Here is a 16,012-nt window from a genome sequence, read left to right on the forward strand (position 1 = left end):
CCCTGCACCCAGCAGGGAAATGATTTCCCTGCACCCTCGAAGTTGGAACTTTATCGGCGGAATCGGTTCAAGAGGGTTGATTGATTGCATGTGGCGCCCCGATGGTGCCCAATTATTCACCAGCGCTCTTGTTGCGAGTTTTATCTGCCCGCCTCTTTGCTGCCCGAGCCTGGTCGTCCTGATCACGCTCATCGCGAGCTTTTCGGATCGCACAAGGGATTCTCTTATCTTTGATATATCCCATCAGATGCCCGTCTATGAGCCGAGGCGTCCATTGTATTCCAGAATAGTAAGCTTCCGCGCAGCTCAGCATATGAACGCAATGCTTGCCATAAGGGGTTCGATACTGTTTCTCGAGGTCGCGGGGCCATGGTGCTCTCGCGCGGGGATTCCGCAACTTTCTCAGCGTCGCCGAAACGACCGAATCATAGATGAAAAACGACATCGGTGCATGGAAGTGAAGATACTTGGACACAAACGAGTATCGCGCCGGACGTTCACGGTCATGATCACCATCTCGACCTCTCCAGCCCCTAATAGAGTCAGATATAACACCATTTAGGAATGAATGAGCCTCAATGACGCTGCGGAGATTGCTGAGATCCAATCTTCCAAGGTGTCTGAGGCTATCGATCTGCTTGTCGAGTTCGCACCCTACGCTGACAATATGCTGGGCAAGATGGTCATACAGATCAATCGCGGCTTCAATTTCTCCCCCTCTCTCTCCAACACCACGTGTCACCGCCGCTGAGTAGACACGCCCAATGATCATCATTTTGTCGCGGACGATGTCTGGACAGGTGTGGCCGGGATAATCCTTCACCATCCGGTAGAGTACAGTATTGCCCATACCTCCCGCTGCCACTTTGTTCGTCGTCCAGTCAGGCTCACTCATACTGGCTCCTGATTCTCGCTGATGGCCAACGCGCGCATTGGTGAGGGTACTGGGGAGTTATAGGACACTTGGGAATTCCCGGGGGCTTCGACAAGCTCAGCCTGAGCGGGCTTTGAGATGGGTTTTGGGCGGCGTTTATGGCTGAAGTGTCGCGCGAAGCAGACATTCGCTTTGCCCGATGGCGCGCGAGACCGGCGGGCCGGGGTGCAGGGGCAGAGCCCCTGCGAATGTTCAATCGCCCGCCATCTTCAGGATCTGTGCCCATTCGGCGTCGCGCACTGGCACCACGCTCAGCCGTGACTGGCGGATGAGTTCGAAGCCTTCCAGCTTTGGTTCGGCTTTCATTTCGGCGAGTGTTACCGGGCGGGGGAGTTTGCGGACCGGTTCGATGGTGACGGCGATCCAGCGGTTGGTTTCGTCGGTGGGGTCTGGGGCTGCCAGTTTGGAGATGCGGCAGATGGCGACCACCTCCTTGCCGATGTTGGAGTGGTAGAAGAAGCCTTCGTCGCCTACCTGCATTTTCTTCATGTTGAGGGCGGCGGTGTTGTTGCGGACGCCGGTCCAGAGCGTGTCGCCGTCGCGGACGAGGTCGTCGTAGCTGTAGACGTCTGGTTCGGATTTCAGCAGCCAGTGGCTCATTCGGCGGCCTCGGCGTGGTTCAGGGACTGGCAGATGCGCCAGAGTTTTTCGGGGGAGGCGGGCATTTCCACCTGCGTGCCGTCGAGCGCGTCGATGATGGCGTTCATGACGCTGGGCATGGCGCCGATGGTGCCGGCTTCGCCGCAGCCCTTGGCGCCCAGCGGGTTGGTGGGGCTGATGGTGGGCAGCGTGTCAAAGCCGATGTGGCCGGGCATGTCGTCGGCGCGGGGGATGCCGTAATCCATGAAGCTGCCGGTGAGGAGCTGGGCGGAGTCATCATAGACGATGTTTTCGTTCACGGCCTGCCCCAGCCCCTGCGCGACGCCGCCGTGGATCTGGCCCAGCAGCAGCATCGGGTTCACGATGGTGCCGAAATCGTCGACCAGCGAATAGCGGGTGACGGCGACGCCGCCGGTTTCCGGGTCGATTTCGACTTCGGCGACGTGGCAGCCGTTGGGGAAGGTGGGGCGCGGCTGTTCCGGCGCGAAGCGGGCGCGGCCGTCGAGGCCGTTGGGGTGTTTCGCGGCCAGTTCCTCGATGGAGAGGGTGGCGTTGGAGCCCCGGGCGCGGAACAGGCCGCCGTCGTAGTCGACTTCGTCGCCGAGATCGGTTCTGGCGAGTTCGATGCCGCGCGCGATCATGTCTTCGGCAGCGACGAGGCAGGCGCCGCCGCCCCAGGCCATCGAGCGCGAGCCGCCGGTGCCGTGGCCGACTTCCAGGCGGCTGCTGTCGCCCTGCACGATCCGCACCTGCTCCATCGGGATGCCCAGGCGTTCGGCCAATACCTGCGCGTAGGCGGTTTCATGGCCCTGCCCGTTGGACTGGGTGCCGACGGCGGCTTCGACGATGCCGCCGGGCAGGATACGGATGTCGGCGAATTCCTCGGCCGAGCCGCCGCCGGCGATCTCGACATAGTAGCAGAGGCCGCGGCCGAGGCGTTTGCCGCGTCGGGCGGCGTCGGCCTTGCGGGCGGGGAAGCCCTTCCAGTCGGCGTTGGCGAGGGCCTTTTCGAGGACGGCGGGGAAATCGCCGATGTCGAAGGTGAGGCCAAGGCCGTTGGCATGCGGGAGTTCGGAAGGCGTCAGCAGGTTGCGGCGGCGGATTTCGTCGACGGGGATGTCGAGCTCGCGAGCGGCCTGCTCGACCAGCCGCTCCATGATGTAGGCGCTTTCGGGGCGGCCGGCGCCGCGATAGGCATCGACCGGGGTGGTGTTGGTGACGATGCCGTGCACGCTGTTGTGGATGGCGGGGATCCGATAGACGCCGCCGATGATGCGGCCGCCGGCGAAGGTCTGGATCGCCGGGCCGAACTGCGACTGGTAGGCGCCGAGATCGGACCAGGTTTCGACCTTCAGCGCCAGGATGCGGCCGTCGGCATCGAAGGCGAGCTGGCCGTCGGTTTCCATGGCGCGGCCGTGGGTGTCGCTCTGGAAGGCGTCGGAGCGCTCGCCGGTCCATTTCACCGGGCGTTTCAGGTCGCGGGCGGCGTGCAGGACGAGGGCATATTCCGGGTAGATGAAGCTCTTCATGCCGAAGCCGCCGCCAACGTCGCCGGTGACGACCCGCAGCTCCTCGATGGGGCAGTGGAGGATCTGCTTCGCCATGCTCTGCCGCATGCCGACGACGCCCTGCGAACCGGTGGTGAGGGTGAAGCCGGCGGCGCGATCCTGCTGGCCGCGAATTCCGGGCGCGGCCGGGTCCACCCATTCGCCCAGCGCGGCGCGGACTTCCATGCTGGTGGGGGCGATGCGGTTCTGGATGATGCGCAGGCGGGTGACGTGATGGGCGCCGGCCAGGGCGGTGTCGGCGGCGGCGCGGTCGCCGACTTCCCAGAGGAAAAGCTCGTTGGCCGGCGCATCGGGCCAGACGGGGTGGGCTCCGGGAGCGATCGCGGCCTCTATGCTGGCGACTGCCGGGAGCTCGTCGAAATCGATCTCTATGGCGTCGGCGGCGGCGCGGGCCTGTTCGCGCGTTTCCGCGACGACGAAGGCGATGCCGTCGCCGACGAAGCGCACCTGCCCGCCGGTGAGCAGGTGGCGCGGAGTCTTTATCGGCCCGGAAAGCGGGACAAGGCAGGGGACTTCGCCATAATGGGCGATGTCCTCGTGCAGGTAGACGGCGAGAACGCCGGGCATGGCGCGGGCGGCCGAAGCGTCGATGGAGGCGATGCGGGCGTGGCCGTAGGGGCTGCGCAGCGTGACCCCATAGGCCATTCCGGGGGCACTGAAATCATCGGTATAGCGGCCGCGTCCGGTGAGCAGGCGGGCATCCTCGACACGCTCCACGGATTTGCCGACGCCTGTCTGGCTGCTTCCGAATTTCATCGCCGCTCTCCTGCCCAGATGTCCGTCAGTCCTGCCTTATAGTCCGGAAACTGCAAGCGGTAGCCTGTCTCTCGTTCCAGTCTGGCGCCGGAAACGCTGCGTTGCTCGGTCCAGAAGCCGCGCGCCATCGGCGGCAGGCTGGCGAGGTCGATGGGGAGCAGCGGCGGCAGCGGCAGGCCGGAGAGGCCGCAGGCAAATTCGGTGACGTGCCGCGGCTCTCCCGGCAGGTCGTCGACGACGTTGAAAATGCCGTTTGCGCGGGCCTCCATCGCCGCCAGCACGGCGCCGGCGATGTCGGCGACGTGGATGCGGTTGAAGCGGTGGCCGGGGCGGTCGACGCGGCGGGCGGTGCCGGCGCGGAGCTGATCGAGCACGGAGCGGCCGGGGCCGTAGATTCCGGGGAGGCGGAAGATGGTGGCGCCGAGATCCTGCCAGGCAAGGTCGGCGGCCGAGCGCGAGGAACGGCGGCCGCCGCCGATGGGGGCGGATTCATCGACCCAGGCGCCGCCGGTGTCGCCATAGACGCCGGTGGAGGAGAGATAGCCGACCCATGCGCTGGAGCGGCGGATGGCGTTGGCGTAGCGGCTGAGCGCCATGTCCTCGCCGGTTTCGCCCTGTGGCGGGACGCTGGAGACGATGTGGGTGGCGCGGGCGATGGCCTGCTCCACTGCCGGGTCGTCGAAGGCGAGCAGGTCGGGCGCCGCCATGCGCCGCACCCCCAGCACGTCGTGGCCCGCCTTGCGCGCAGCCTGCGCGAGGAACCCGCCGGAATAGCCCTGCCCCAGAATCAACAGCATGGCGCCAGCCTAGGGCATCGGCTAGCCTCGCCGCCAGAGGGAGATGACCATGACGCTGGACGACAAGCCTTCCGATCCGCTGCCCGAAACCGAAAACTGGGTTCGCATGTCGGGCGTGAGCCGCCGCGCCGCACTGGGCGGAGGCGTCGCCGCTGTCGGCTATGCGCTGGCTGCCCAGCCGGTGAGCGCGGCCGCGATCACCACGCCCGCCGACGGCCTCACCGAAGGGATGCTCACCTTCCCCGCCTCGGCCGGGTTCGCCATGAACGCCTATCGCGCCAAGCCCGCCAACAGGAAGAATGCGCCCGTGATTCTGGTGGTGCAGGAAATCTTCGGCGTGCACGAGTGGATCAAGGACATCACCCGCCGCTTCGCGCAGGCCGGATATTACGCCATCGCCCCCGACCTGTATCAGCGCCAAGGCGACGCCACCAAGGTTGCCGACATCCAGACGCTGTTCAAGACCATCGTATCACAGGTGCCCGACGCGCAGGTGATGTCCGACCTCGACGCGGCGGCGGTGTTTGCGGGAACGGACGGTGGCAACGCCAAGAAGCTGGGGGTGACGGGCTTCTGCTGGGGCGGGCGCATCACCTGGCTGTATGCCGCACACAACCCGGCGCTGAAGGCGGGGGTGGCCTGGTATGGGCGGCTTGTTGGCGCATCGAACCAGCTGCAGACGAGCCAGCCGATCGACCATGCGGCCAAACTGCACGCCCCGGTGCTCGGCCTCTATGGCGGGCTGGACAAGGGCATCCCGGTCGCCGACGTCGAGAAGATGCAGGCAGCGCTGAAGGCGGCGGGTTCGAAAAGCCGCATCCGCCTGTTCCCGGACGCCGACCATGGGTTCCTCGCCGACTATCGTCCCAGCTTCAACGAGGCGGCGGCGAAGGAAGGGTGGGCGGACGCGCTGGGGTGGTTCAAGGCGAATTTGTAGGGCGGGTTGCCTCCGGCGGGCAGGGCTTTGCCCTGCACCCAGCAGGGAAATGATTTCCCTGCACCCTCAAAGTTGGAACTTTGCCGGCTGGCTTGACGAAGTAACCAGATTTGATTGCCTGCGGCGCCTGTTCCCGTCCCATTACTGACATTGCTCGGTTGCACGTTTGGATTCGCGGCGTTTAGGCTGTGTTCGATATGGCTTACAAAGGAACAGGCTACGAACTGGATCTCCGCTGGCTTTACTTGGCTAGCGCTGCTGCAATGATTGGAGCCTTCGTCTTTCTGCGGCCAAAACCTGTTCCGCCACCCGAAAATGCTGTCGCATTTGGCTGTTACGTTACACCCTCCAGCGCACCGATTAAGCTTGCGGCAGATGGAATGACCATCATGCAAGAGGGATTCCCGCGCATTGGATTTCACTTGGAGCGCCATAAGACTGGCATCGTACTAACAGCAGAGGCGCTGATTGTGGCCCGGCCCGACAATGGGCGGTATGTGTATAGCATCGCCCAGCGGGGTGAAGGATTGTATCTCGATTTCTTCAGGATCGACGGTGGACGTAGCTACGGTGTTTTTGATGAACGGGAATTGCTCCAATTCAACATGTTAGCGAGCGATGGGGTCTATCTGCCTTATCGGAGGGATGTAGATTCAGTCTGTGAGGAGGTCTGATTGTAGTAAGCTTTCCTCGAAAGCGCTGCCGGTCGGCTAACCACCTGCCCACAGACAAGCGCCGCAGGCAGTCAAATCCCCCCACCTGCCCAAAGCATACCAATTAAGCTCCAACTATGAGGGTGCAGGGAAATCATTTCCCTGCCGGGGTGAAGGGGCAGAGCTCCTTCGTTCTTACTTCCGCGTCAGGCTCAACGGCGCCAGTTCCAGCGAGCCGGTGCCGCTTACTTCTACTGGCAGGTAGGCGCCCTGGCCCAGGGCTTGCACGACGCCGTAGTGCATTTCACCGAGTTTGGCGTTCAGCACGAAGTCGCCGACGCGCTTTTCGGTGAGGGCCTTGTTGATCTTCACCTGCAGCTTGGCGATGTCTTTGGCGAAATTCTGTGCGAGCGCTTCCTCGATCGCCAGGCGCACGTCGGGGGAGTTGGCCAGCGGGACGAGCAGGTCTGCGGCGGCGTTGTCGGTGCTGGCGTCGATTACGAGGTCGCGCACCTTTACGACCGGGGAGTTCGGTTCGTTATAGGGGGTGCCGGTGAGCCAGACGGTGCCCTTGGTTCCATAGTTGCCGTCGGGTTTCGAGGCTTCGATTGCGAGGCCGAGCGCCAGCCGGCCGCCTTCGGTGGCGTAGATGGTGGGTTTGCCGAAGCGGACGATCACCGGGCCGATGGCGGGGAGGGTGATGCCCTTTTTCTCCAGCTTGCCGAGTGCCTTGTGCAGCACGGGTTCGAGTTCGGAATAGGCGGCGATGACGGGCGCGGTGACGCGGAAGCCCTGCATCGGCTGGACTTTTCCGGAAGGGGGGAGCGGGGTGGGTGTCGGGTTGGCGGGGCGGTCGCCGACGAAGGTTTCGGCCTTGGCCTCCAGCTCCAGCTTCAGGATCAGCCGGCCGTCGACGACGTGATAGCCGCCGTAATCCAGCTGCTGCGGGGTGAGGCGCATCCAGACGGGCGGGTTTTTGCGGTTCAGCTCCAGCGAGGTGAAGCCGGATTTCCACAGCTCTTCCAGCCGCTGTTTCGGTTGCAGTTTCGCGATTTCCAGCGGCAGCTGTTTTTCGATGCGGGCGATGATCTTCTGCACCTGCGGATCGGCCTTGCCGGCGAAGGTGATGCGCTGGCCCAGCAGTTCGATTCCCGGCTTTTTCGTCCAGTTATAGTCGATCTCGACCTTGGCGGTCGGCTGCCAGTCCGGTGTCATGCCCAGCCGGACGTTCGCGCGCACCTCGGCTTTGGCGGTGGCGGTTTCGGAGACGATATGGCCGACGTCCTTGGCGGCGATCTCGGCGGAAACCGGCATGTGCAGCTTGATCAGCTCGCCGTCGCCGGAGAGGCGGATCGGGCCGCGGCGGATTTCGCCGACGATGCGGCAGCTCAAGGTGGGCGTTATCTTCGCGTGCTTCACGCCGACCTTGCAGGGGACGTTTTTGCAGGCGTCGCCTTCGCATTTGCGGACGTGTTTCAGGCAGACGGTGATGCGTTCCGGCGGGACGCAGGCCTTTTCCTGCCGGTCGATGGCCATAAGGACAGGCGGGATCTCGCGTTCGAGCAGCTTTTCCAGCGCCGACAGCTCGGCCGATATCGGAACCGTTACGCGCGAGACCGTTACCGGCACCTGCGTTGTTTCCTCTACCCGGGGCGGCGCATCTGCCTGCCGCTTGCCGCAGCCGGCGAGCAGGGCCAGTGCCAGGAGGAAGGGGAGCAGGGCCTTCACAGCGCTTCCAGAAAATCCAGCATGGCGGCGGAAAGCTCGGGCCTGGTCACGGCCGACATGTGGGTGCCCGGAATCTCGAGGTAGCGGGCGTTGGGGAGGGCCTTTGCGAGATCGGGGGCGGAGCCGTTGTCCTGATCGTCGGCGCCGCAGACGACGGCGATGGGGAGCGACAGCGTTGCCAGCACCTCCGGCGGGGTGCTTTGCTGGCCGCGCAGCAGATCCTTGATGCAATCCGGGTTTTTCACGCTGGACTTCATGAAGGCCTCGGCGACGAACTCGGGGGTGCCGCGCTGCCAGGTGCCGCGCTTGTCGATCATGTTGATGAACCATTGGCCGCGTTCGGCGCCGCCGGTGATGCCGCGCAGCCCCATGCCGGCGAGGATCGCGGCGCGCGGGCGCAGGCCTCGTGCCAGAAGGCGCACCGAGGTGCGGGCGCCGAGCGAATAGCCGCCGAGGACGAAATCGGTGCCGAGCCCGAGCTGCTGCACCAGCGCCTCGATATCCATTGCGAGCACGTCTGCCGGCCAGAATTCCGGCCCCTCCGGCGCGTCGCTTGCCCCGTGGCCGCGGAAATCCGGCAGGATCAGCCGCCAGCCCGCCTCTGCCAGCCGCCGAGCGGTGCCATAGCGGATCCAGTTGGTGTCGGCGTTGGAGAACAGGCCGTGCAGGAGCAGCAGCGGCTGCCCCTCACCCATTTCGGTGACGTTGATCCGTGTGCCGTCGAACGAGGTGAATTGCATGGATGCACGGCTAGAATGAAGCGTTCCCGCCTGCAAGCCCGTGGCGGCTCTTGCGAAGATGGCGCGCCATGGCCATTCTTGTGCGTGAGAGAGGCCCTTAACGGACCGGAAAGTACCCATGGCTACCGAAACAAAGCTGAAGCTCGACGCGCCCGACGCGGTTCAGATCGTCGCGCCCGAAGCCGCCGCCGGCCTTGTGCCGCTGAGCGATGGGCAGAAGACCGAGCTGGAAACGCGCGTGGAGGGCTTTATCGCCACGCTTGTTGCGCAGGACGCGAACAGCCCGGAATTCGGCAAGCAGGTGGATCGGCTGGCGAATCTGGGCCAGCAGCAGATCGCCGAAGCGGCCGGGCAATCGAACCGGTTCCTGGATCGCCCGGTGCGGGCGATGGACAAGGACAATGGCATCGGCGCCGATTTGACGCAGCTGCGCCGCACCGTGGAAGACCTCGATCCGTCGAAGCGGGGCGACCTGATGACGCGCAAGAAGTTCTTCGGGATCATCCCGATGGGCAACAAGGCGCGCAATTATTTCGACAGCTACAAATCGGCGCAGGGGCATATCAGCACCGTGTTGAAGAGCCTGGCCAACGGCAAGGACGAGCTGCTGCGCGATAACGCCGCCATCGATACCGAGCGCAAGCAGCTGTGGGAGTCGATGGGCAAGCTTGAGCAGATGATCCACATGTCGAAGCTGCTCGACGCTAGGCTGGAAGCCGCCGCCATCGAGCTGGAGACGTCCGATCCGGCGAAGGCGAAGGCGATTCGGGAAACGGCGCTGTTCTATACCCGCCAGCGCAGCACCGACCTGCTGACGCAGATGGCGGTCTCGGTGCAGGGCTATCTGGCGCTGGATCTGGTGAAGAAGAACAATATCGAGCTGCTGAAGGGCGTGGATCGGGCCTCGACCACGACCGTCTCCGCGCTGCGCACCGCCGTTACCGTGGCGCAGGCGCTGACCGGACAGAAGCTGGTGCTGGACCAGATCACCGCGCTGAACACGACGACCGCGAATGTGATCGACGCCACCGGCACCATGCTTCGGGTGCAGACGGCGGAAATCCACAAGCAGGCCGCCGCCTCCACCATTCCGGTCGAGACGCTGAAGCAGGCATTCCAGAACATCTATCAGACGATGGATTCCATCGACACGTTCAAGATGCAGGCGCTGGAATCGATGAAGACCACGGTCAACACGCTTTCCAGCGAAGTGGAGAAATCCAAGGGCTATATCGCCCGCGCCGAAGGCATGGCGCAGATCGAGGGCAAGGGCGCAGCAGAACCGCTGACGCCGATCGCCGGCTGAGCCGATGAGCATCAGCCCGGAAACGCGGGAAGCGCTGGCCCGCTATGAGGAATGGGTGGCGCGGACGGTGAAATCACCCGACGCGATTGCCGTGCAGGCGCGCCGCGTCGGGCGCTCCGCGCGCTCGGTCGGGCGGCGGCTGCGGAACATGGTGTTCGGCGTTTTTGCCGTGATCCTGGCTGCCTTCCTCTATGGCAATCTGGTCGCACCGCTGGGCTTCCTGGGGATGATGCTGACGATGATGGCGGCGCTGGTCGCCATCGTGGTGCTGGCCAGCTGGCCCGGCGAACGCGAGCCGAAACTGGAAACCCTGCCCGACACCCCCCTGCCGGCGCTGCCCGCACAGGTGGAGGAATGGCTCTCCCACCAGCAACGTGCCCTTCCCGCCCCTGCTTCGCGCGATGTCGACCGGATCATGGCGCAGCTGGACCGGTTGGCGCCGGAACTGAAGATGCTGGACCCGGCCTCCACCGAAGCCGACGACGCCCGCCGCCTGATCGGTGACCACCTGCCCCGGCTGGTGCGCAGCTATGCCGAAGTGCCGGCGAGCCATCGCGCAACGCCGGAAGCGACCGCGCACCTGCGCGAAGGGCTGCAGGTGGTGGGAAGCGAGATCGAGCGGCTGACGACGGATATCGCCCGCGAACGGCTGCGGGCGCTGGAAACCGAGGGGCGGTTTCTGGAGAGCCGGTACGGGGGGAAGAAGGAGTAGGTGGCCGCCGGCCGCCGCTGGCTGGACCTCGACCAACTGTGGAGCGATCCGGGCTGGCCATTTGCGGAAATCATGGTAACGCTACCAGTGCTTTGAGGAGAGCGCTGCCGTGCGCGGATGGGACCGACGACAATATCTGGCGGGGATGGGCGCGCTGTCGGCTCTGGCGCTTGCCGGGCGCGCGAAGGCCGAGGTGCCGAAGCCGGTGGTTGCGCGGGCAGCGGCGGCTCCGGCGCGGGTCGGATCGATCCTCCGGCTCGATCCGGCCCTGGATGCCGTGGTCGACGTGAAATCTCCCATCGAGGTGATCGGCAGCGGCTACAGCTGGGCCGAGGGACCGGCTTGGGTGAAGGGCGGCGCTGGCAAGGAAGATGACGGCGGAGTCCTTCTCTTTTCCGATCCCCCGAACAACATCCTGTATCGCTGGAAGCCGGGCGGGTTGCCGGAGACGTTCCTGCATCCTTCAGGGCATGCGCTGCCGGTGCCGGCCGGCATCCGCGAACCCGGTGTCAATGGCATCGCGGTCGACGGCAAGGGCGGCCTGGTGATGGCCGACAGCGGCAACCGCTGCATCGCCCGTCTCGACCTGGCCTCTGGCAGGCGAACCGTGCTGGTCGACCGGTTCGAGGGCAAACGCTTCAACAGCCCCAATGATGTGGCCGTCGCCGCGGACGGGGCGATCTGGTTCACCGATCCGCCCTATGGGCTGGCGGACGCCGAGAAATCGGCGTTGCGCGAGCTGGATTTCAACGGCGTCTATCGGCTGGCACCGGACGGCCGGCTGACGCTGGTGGACCGCAGCCAGCATCGCCCGAACGGGCTTGCCCTCTCGCCCGATGGGCGCAACCTCTATCTTGCCCTCTCGGACGAGGCGCGCCCGCAGATCCTCGTCTATCGGCTGGGCGCGGATGGCTTGCCGGCCGACGGCTGGACCCTGTTCCACGATGCCACCCCGCAGGCGAGGCAGGGGCTTCCCGGCCTGCCCGACGGGCTGAAGGTGGACCGCGACGGCCGGGTCTTTGCCACTGCCCCCGGCGGCGTTCATGTCCTCTCGCCGGAAGGCAGGCTGCTGGGGATCATTTCCACCGGCGGGCCGGTGGCCAATTGCGCCTTTGGCGAGGATGGTCGCAGCCTCTTTCTCACCTCGCACAGGATCCTTGCCCGCGTCCGCCTGAAGGCGAGCGGCTGGTAACCAACTCAGGAGACCCCAGATGACCCTAACCGGCGAACTTTTCATCGCAGGCGAACGCCGCCGCACCGACAGCCATTTCGTCGCCCATGATCCGGCGGCCGGGGCCGATATCGCCGAGCCGAAGTTCAGCGGCGCAACGCTTTTCGATGTGGCCGATGCCTGTGCTGCCGCCGACGCTGCCTTTGACATCTATCGCGGCAAGCCCCTGGAGGAGCGGGCGCTGTTCCTGGAGGCGATCGCCGACGAGATCGAGGCGCTGGGCGATGTGCTGATTGAGCGGGCGTCGCGGGAATCCGGGCTTCCTGTCGCCCGCATCACCGGCGAGCGGGGCCGCACCGCCGGTCAGCTGCGGCTGTTCGCGAAGGAAGTCCGCGACGGCCAGTGGCAGAAGCTGCGGATCGATCATGCCGATCCGGCGCGGACGCCGCCGAAGCCCGACCTGCGCCTGAGGATGATCCCGCTGGGGCCGGTGGCGGTGTTTGGCGCGTCGAACTTCCCGCTCGCCTTCTCGACTGCCGGCGGAGACACGGCCTCGGCGCTGGCCGCCGGCTGCCCGGTGGTGGTGAAGGGCCACAGCGCCCATCCCGGCACGGCGGAGCTGATTTCCGGTGCGATTGCCCGGGCTGCTGCGAAAACCGGTATGCCGGCCGGCGTCTTCAGCATGGTCAACGGCACCACGCGGGCCGTTGGCGAGGCGCTGGTTGCCGATCCGCGGATTCAGGCGGTGGGCTTCACCGGATCGCGCGGGGGCGGCGAAGCGCTGATGCGGATTGCGGCCGCCCGGCCTCGCCCGATTCCGGTCTATGCGGAGATGTCGGCGATCAATCCGGTGATCCTGTTGCCGCACGCGTTGAAGGCGCGCGGGGGTGCGCTGGCAGAGGCCTATGTCGCGTCGCTGACGATGGGGTCTGGGCAGTTCTGCACCAACCCCGGCCTGGTGCTGGGGATCGACGGGCCGGATCTGGATGCGTTTGCCGGCAAGGCGGGCGACGTGTTGACGGGGGCGCCGGCGCAGACGATGCTGACGCCGGGCATCCACAAGGCCTATGAGAGCGGCAAGGAGGCGCTGGCGAACAGCGACTATGTGACGAAGCTGGCCGAGGGCGCCGCGCCGGAAGGGCCGACGCGCGGCCGGGCTGCGTTGTTCAGCGTGACGGCGAAGGATTTCTTCGCCGATCCGGTTCACCTGCACGAGGTGTTCGGCGCGTCTTCCGTGCTGGTGCGCTGCGCAGATCTGGACGAACTGATCGGCGTGATCGGGCAGCTGGAAGGGCAGCTGACGGCGACGCTGCAGCTGGAGGCGGAGGATCATGACGCCGCCCGCCGGCTGCTGCCGGTGCTGGAGCGCACGGTGGGGCGGATTCTGGCCAATGGCTGGCCGACCGGCGTGGAGGTGACCCATGCGATGGTGCATGGCGGGCCGTACCCGGCGACGTCGGATGCGCGCACCACTTCGGTGGGGACGCTGGCGATCGACCGTTTCCTGCGGCCGGTCTGCTATCAGGACCTGCCCGACGGGCTGCTGCCGTCCGCGCTGCGGGAAGGCGCGCAGGCGGGCGTCGTCGCCCGGATCGACGGGAAGTGGCAATCCTGATGCTATAATAATGGGGGAAGGGTAGAGACGGATGCGGTTGACGTTGGTGATGCTGGCGGCGCTTGCCGCCAGCCCCGGCAAGGAAATCCGGCCTGCCCTGCGGGCAAAGGCCGGGCGGGGCCCGACAGCTGCGAAGCCCCCTGCTATAGGCCTTGAATTGGACTATTTATTGGTCCAATATATCGGCCATGCAGATTTCCGTATCCGATGCCAAGGGGCAGCTCACGGACCTCGTCCGCCGCGCGGAGGCGGGCGACGAGGTCATCCTGACGCGACATGGACAGGCGGCCGTGCGGCTGGTGCCTGTCCGTGCACCGATTGACGGGGCGACGCGCCGCAAGCTGATCGAGGCAGTTCGTATGTCTGCCGCCGGCAAGGCGACCGCCGGGCCGGATGCCGCCCGAAGCCAGGATTTCCTCTATGGCGATGAGGGCCTGCCGGAATGATCGTGGTCGACACGTCGGCCATCCTGGCGATCCTGTTGAACGAACCCGAAGGCGATGCCTGTGCAGCGGCGATCGAGGCGGAAAACGACATCCTGATGTCGGCGGGAACGATTGCCGAAACGCTGATCGTCGCCGGCCGGCGCAACGTGGCGGCAGAAGCGCTTCATTTGCTCGACGGGCTGGGCGTGGAAATCGTGGCCGTCAGCTCCGCCTCTGCCAGGCGCATCGCGGATGTCTATGCACGCTGGGGAAAGGGCGTGCATTCGGCCGGGCTGAATTTCGGCGACTGTTTTGCCTATGAACTGGCCCGGGAACGCGCCTGCCCCTTGCTGTTCGTCGGCGACGATTTTTCGCGGACGGACATTCGGGACGCGCGGTCAGGCTGACAGCGCCTCCCGGGCGTCGGCGAGCACGGCGGCTGCCATTTTCTCGGCGATCATGATGGTGGGCGCGTTGGTGTTGCCGCTGACGAGGCGGGGCATGACGCTGGCGTCGATGACGCGCAGGCCTGCGACGCCGTGCACGCGGCCCGCCGGATCGACCACGGCGCCCGGGTCCGATGCCTGCCCCATGCGGCAGGTGCCGACCGGGTGATAGATTGTGGAGCCCATTTCGCGAGCATAGCCCAGCCAGTCGGCGTCGTTCATCGGGCCGGGGGGCGGGGTGAGGCGATCCACCACATAGGGTTTCAGCGCCTCCTGCGAAGCCAGCGTGCAGGCGAACTTCAGCCCCTCGGTGATGGTCTGCTGGTCGATCGGATCAGAGAGATAGTTGGGGCGGATGGCCGGCGCTTCGAACGGATTGTGGCTCTTTACATGGATCGTGCCGCGGCTTTCCGGGCGGAGCTGGCACGGCGCGATGGTGAGGCCGGGCGCGCGCTCCAGCTCCCACAGCTGCTTTTCGACGAAGCGCGGGATATCCACGGTGGCGGGGAGGATGTGATATTGCACGTCCGGCCCGGCTAGGCCCGGACGGGAGCGCCAATAGGCCTGGATATGGGCCGCCGACAGCGTCAGCAGGCCGGTGCGGTTGACTGCATATTTCGCCGCCTCCACCATCAGCCGCCAGCCGCGCGAGAGTTCGTTGACGCTGATGGTGCCGGGCTTCAGCCGGAACTGCACGGAGACGACATAATGATCCTGCAGATTGGCGCCGACGCCCGGCAGCGCGTGGCGGACGGGAATGCCCGCCGCCTTCAGCACCTCGGGGTCGCCGATACCGGCCAGCTCCAGCATCTGCGGGCTGTTCACCGCGCCGCCGCAGAGGATCACCTCGCGGTGGGCGCGCACCGTCACCTGCCGGCCATCCTGCACATAGGTGACGCCGACGGCGCGCCGGCCTTCGAACAGGATCTGCGAGACCTGCGCCTCGGTTTCGACCTTCAGATTCTGCCGCTGCATGGCCGGCTTCAGATAAGCCATCGCCGCCGACCAGCGGCGGCCGTTCTTCACCGTCATCTGGAAATAGCTGATGCCGTCCTGCACTTCGCCATTGCAGTCGTCGTTGAAGGGCAGCCCGGCCTCGACGCCGGCCTCGATCACGGCGTCCGAAACGGGGTGGTGGGTGGTGGGGTCGGAGACGTTCAGCGGCCCGTCGCCGCCGTGCAGCTCGTCCTTCAGCCGTTCATTGCCTTCGGATTTGCGGAACCAGGGGAGCACGTCGGACGATCCCCAGCCGGTGGCGCCGAGCTGCGCCCAGCCATCATAATCGGCCATCTGCCCGCGCACATAGAGCAGGCCGTTGATCGAGGAGGAACCGCCAAGCACCTTGCCGCGCGGCCAGACATGCACGCGGCCGTTGGAGCCGGGGTCTTCCTCGGTGTTGTAGAGCCAGTTGACCTTCGGGTCCTTCAGCGTCTGCGAATAGCCGACGGGGATGTGGATCATCGGGTTCCAGTCGGTCGGACCGGCTTCCAGCAGCAGCACCTTGTGGCGGCCATCCGCCGTCAGCCGGTTCGCCAGCACACAACCGGCCGAGCCCGCACCCACGACGATATAGTCGAAGTCCATCATCCCGCATTCCTCCCGGTGCGCACTGTGGCCGAGCGGC

Annotated in this window: 15 protein-coding genes; 8 read left to right on the top strand and 7 right to left on the bottom strand. The window is 65.7% G+C overall.

The window, feature by feature from the left end; all coding sequences use genetic code 11:
* Nucleotides 1–112: 112 nt before the first annotated feature.
* From IM784_RS14345 to IM784_RS14360, 4 genes are all read right to left on the bottom strand, one after another.
* On the bottom strand, nt 113–895 hold the full coding sequence (locus IM784_RS14345) for a hypothetical protein (protein ID WP_199556027.1): 783 nt from the start codon (nt 893–895) through the stop codon (nt 113–115).
* A gap of 231 nt (nt 896–1,126) precedes the next feature.
* Nucleotides 1,127–1,534: an EVE domain-containing protein gene (locus IM784_RS14350; protein ID WP_199556028.1), complete on the bottom strand. Its 408-nt coding sequence runs from the start codon at nt 1,532–1,534 to the stop codon at nt 1,127–1,129.
* Entirely contained in the window at nt 1,531–3,858 is a 2,328-nt protein-coding gene (locus IM784_RS14355) for a xanthine dehydrogenase family protein molybdopterin-binding subunit (protein WP_199556029.1), read from the bottom strand. The genes IM784_RS14350 and IM784_RS14355 overlap by 4 nt, the downstream gene beginning before the upstream one ends.
* The gene (locus IM784_RS14360) at nt 3,855–4,655 is read right to left on the bottom strand and encodes a Rossmann-fold NAD(P)-binding domain-containing protein (protein ID WP_199556030.1); all 801 of its coding nucleotides are present in this window, start codon (nt 4,653–4,655) and stop codon (nt 3,855–3,857) included. Before IM784_RS14360 ends, IM784_RS14355 begins: the two co-directional genes overlap by 4 nt.
* 49 nt (nt 4,656–4,704) lie before the next feature.
* Between IM784_RS14360 and IM784_RS14365 the strand changes: the two genes are divergently transcribed.
* Together IM784_RS14365 and IM784_RS14370 are read left to right on the top strand one after the other, a co-directional pair.
* Nucleotides 4,705–5,592, top strand: coding sequence for a dienelactone hydrolase family protein (locus IM784_RS14365; RefSeq protein WP_235977400.1), 888 nt, complete (start codon nt 4,705–4,707; stop codon nt 5,590–5,592).
* Between the two features lie 188 nt (nt 5,593–5,780).
* Nucleotides 5,781–6,266, top strand: a complete 486-nt coding sequence (locus IM784_RS14370; RefSeq protein ID WP_199556032.1) for a hypothetical protein — start codon at nt 5,781–5,783, stop codon at nt 6,264–6,266.
* A 174-nt stretch (nt 6,267–6,440) separates the two neighbouring features.
* Here IM784_RS14370 and IM784_RS14375 read toward each other — a convergent pair whose 3' ends face one another.
* Together IM784_RS14375 and IM784_RS14380 are read right to left on the bottom strand one after the other, a co-directional pair.
* On the bottom strand, nt 6,441–7,973 hold the full coding sequence (locus tag IM784_RS14375) for a DUF4403 family protein (protein WP_199556033.1): 1,533 nt from the start codon (nt 7,971–7,973) through the stop codon (nt 6,441–6,443).
* Nucleotides 7,970–8,713 (bottom strand): alpha/beta fold hydrolase, encoded by a 744-nt coding sequence (locus IM784_RS14380; RefSeq protein ID WP_199556034.1) that lies wholly within the window; start codon nt 8,711–8,713, stop codon nt 7,970–7,972. The genes IM784_RS14375 and IM784_RS14380 overlap by 4 nt, the downstream gene beginning before the upstream one ends.
* Before the next feature lie 118 nt (nt 8,714–8,831).
* Here IM784_RS14380 and IM784_RS14385 point away from each other — a divergent pair, with 118 nt between their 5' ends.
* The 6 genes from IM784_RS14385 to IM784_RS14410 all read left to right on the top strand — a co-directional run bounded on the left by IM784_RS14385 (nt 8,832) and on the right by IM784_RS14410 (nt 14,349).
* Nucleotides 8,832–10,019 carry a toxic anion resistance protein gene (locus IM784_RS14385; protein WP_199556035.1) on the top strand — a complete coding sequence of 396 codons (1,188 nt, stop codon included), beginning with the start codon at nt 8,832–8,834 and terminating at the stop codon, nt 10,017–10,019.
* A 4-nt stretch (nt 10,020–10,023) separates the two neighbouring features.
* Nucleotides 10,024–10,731, top strand: coding sequence for a hypothetical protein (locus IM784_RS14390; protein WP_199556036.1), 708 nt, complete (start codon nt 10,024–10,026; stop codon nt 10,729–10,731).
* Nucleotides 10,732–10,840: 109 nt separating this feature from the next.
* On the top strand, nt 10,841–11,923 hold the full coding sequence (locus IM784_RS14395) for an SMP-30/gluconolactonase/LRE family protein (protein ID WP_328799555.1): 1,083 nt from the start codon (nt 10,841–10,843) through the stop codon (nt 11,921–11,923).
* A gap of 19 nt (nt 11,924–11,942) precedes the next feature.
* Nucleotides 11,943–13,517, top strand: coding sequence for an aldehyde dehydrogenase (NADP(+)) (locus tag IM784_RS14400; RefSeq protein WP_199556037.1), 1,575 nt, complete (start codon nt 11,943–11,945; stop codon nt 13,515–13,517).
* A gap of 188 nt (nt 13,518–13,705) precedes the next feature.
* Nucleotides 13,706–13,963 carry a type II toxin-antitoxin system Phd/YefM family antitoxin gene (locus tag IM784_RS14405; RefSeq protein WP_199556038.1) on the top strand — a complete coding sequence of 86 codons (258 nt, stop codon included), beginning with the start codon at nt 13,706–13,708 and terminating at the stop codon, nt 13,961–13,963.
* The gene (locus IM784_RS14410) at nt 13,960–14,349 is read left to right on the top strand and encodes a type II toxin-antitoxin system VapC family toxin (RefSeq protein WP_199556039.1); all 390 of its coding nucleotides are present in this window, start codon (nt 13,960–13,962) and stop codon (nt 14,347–14,349) included. The genes IM784_RS14405 and IM784_RS14410 overlap by 4 nt, the downstream gene beginning before the upstream one ends.
* Here the strand turns inward: IM784_RS14410 and IM784_RS14415 are convergent.
* On the bottom strand, nt 14,341–15,975 hold the full coding sequence (locus tag IM784_RS14415) for a GMC family oxidoreductase (protein ID WP_199556040.1): 1,635 nt from the start codon (nt 15,973–15,975) through the stop codon (nt 14,341–14,343). The two genes, IM784_RS14410 and IM784_RS14415, sit on opposite strands and share 9 nt — an antisense overlap.
* Between the last annotated feature and the right edge of the window lie 37 nt (nt 15,976–16,012).

Origin of the sequence: Sandaracinobacteroides hominis (assembly GCF_016464365.1) — a bacterium.
GTDB lineage: Bacteria > Pseudomonadota > Alphaproteobacteria > Sphingomonadales > Sphingomonadaceae > Sandaracinobacteroides > Sandaracinobacteroides hominis.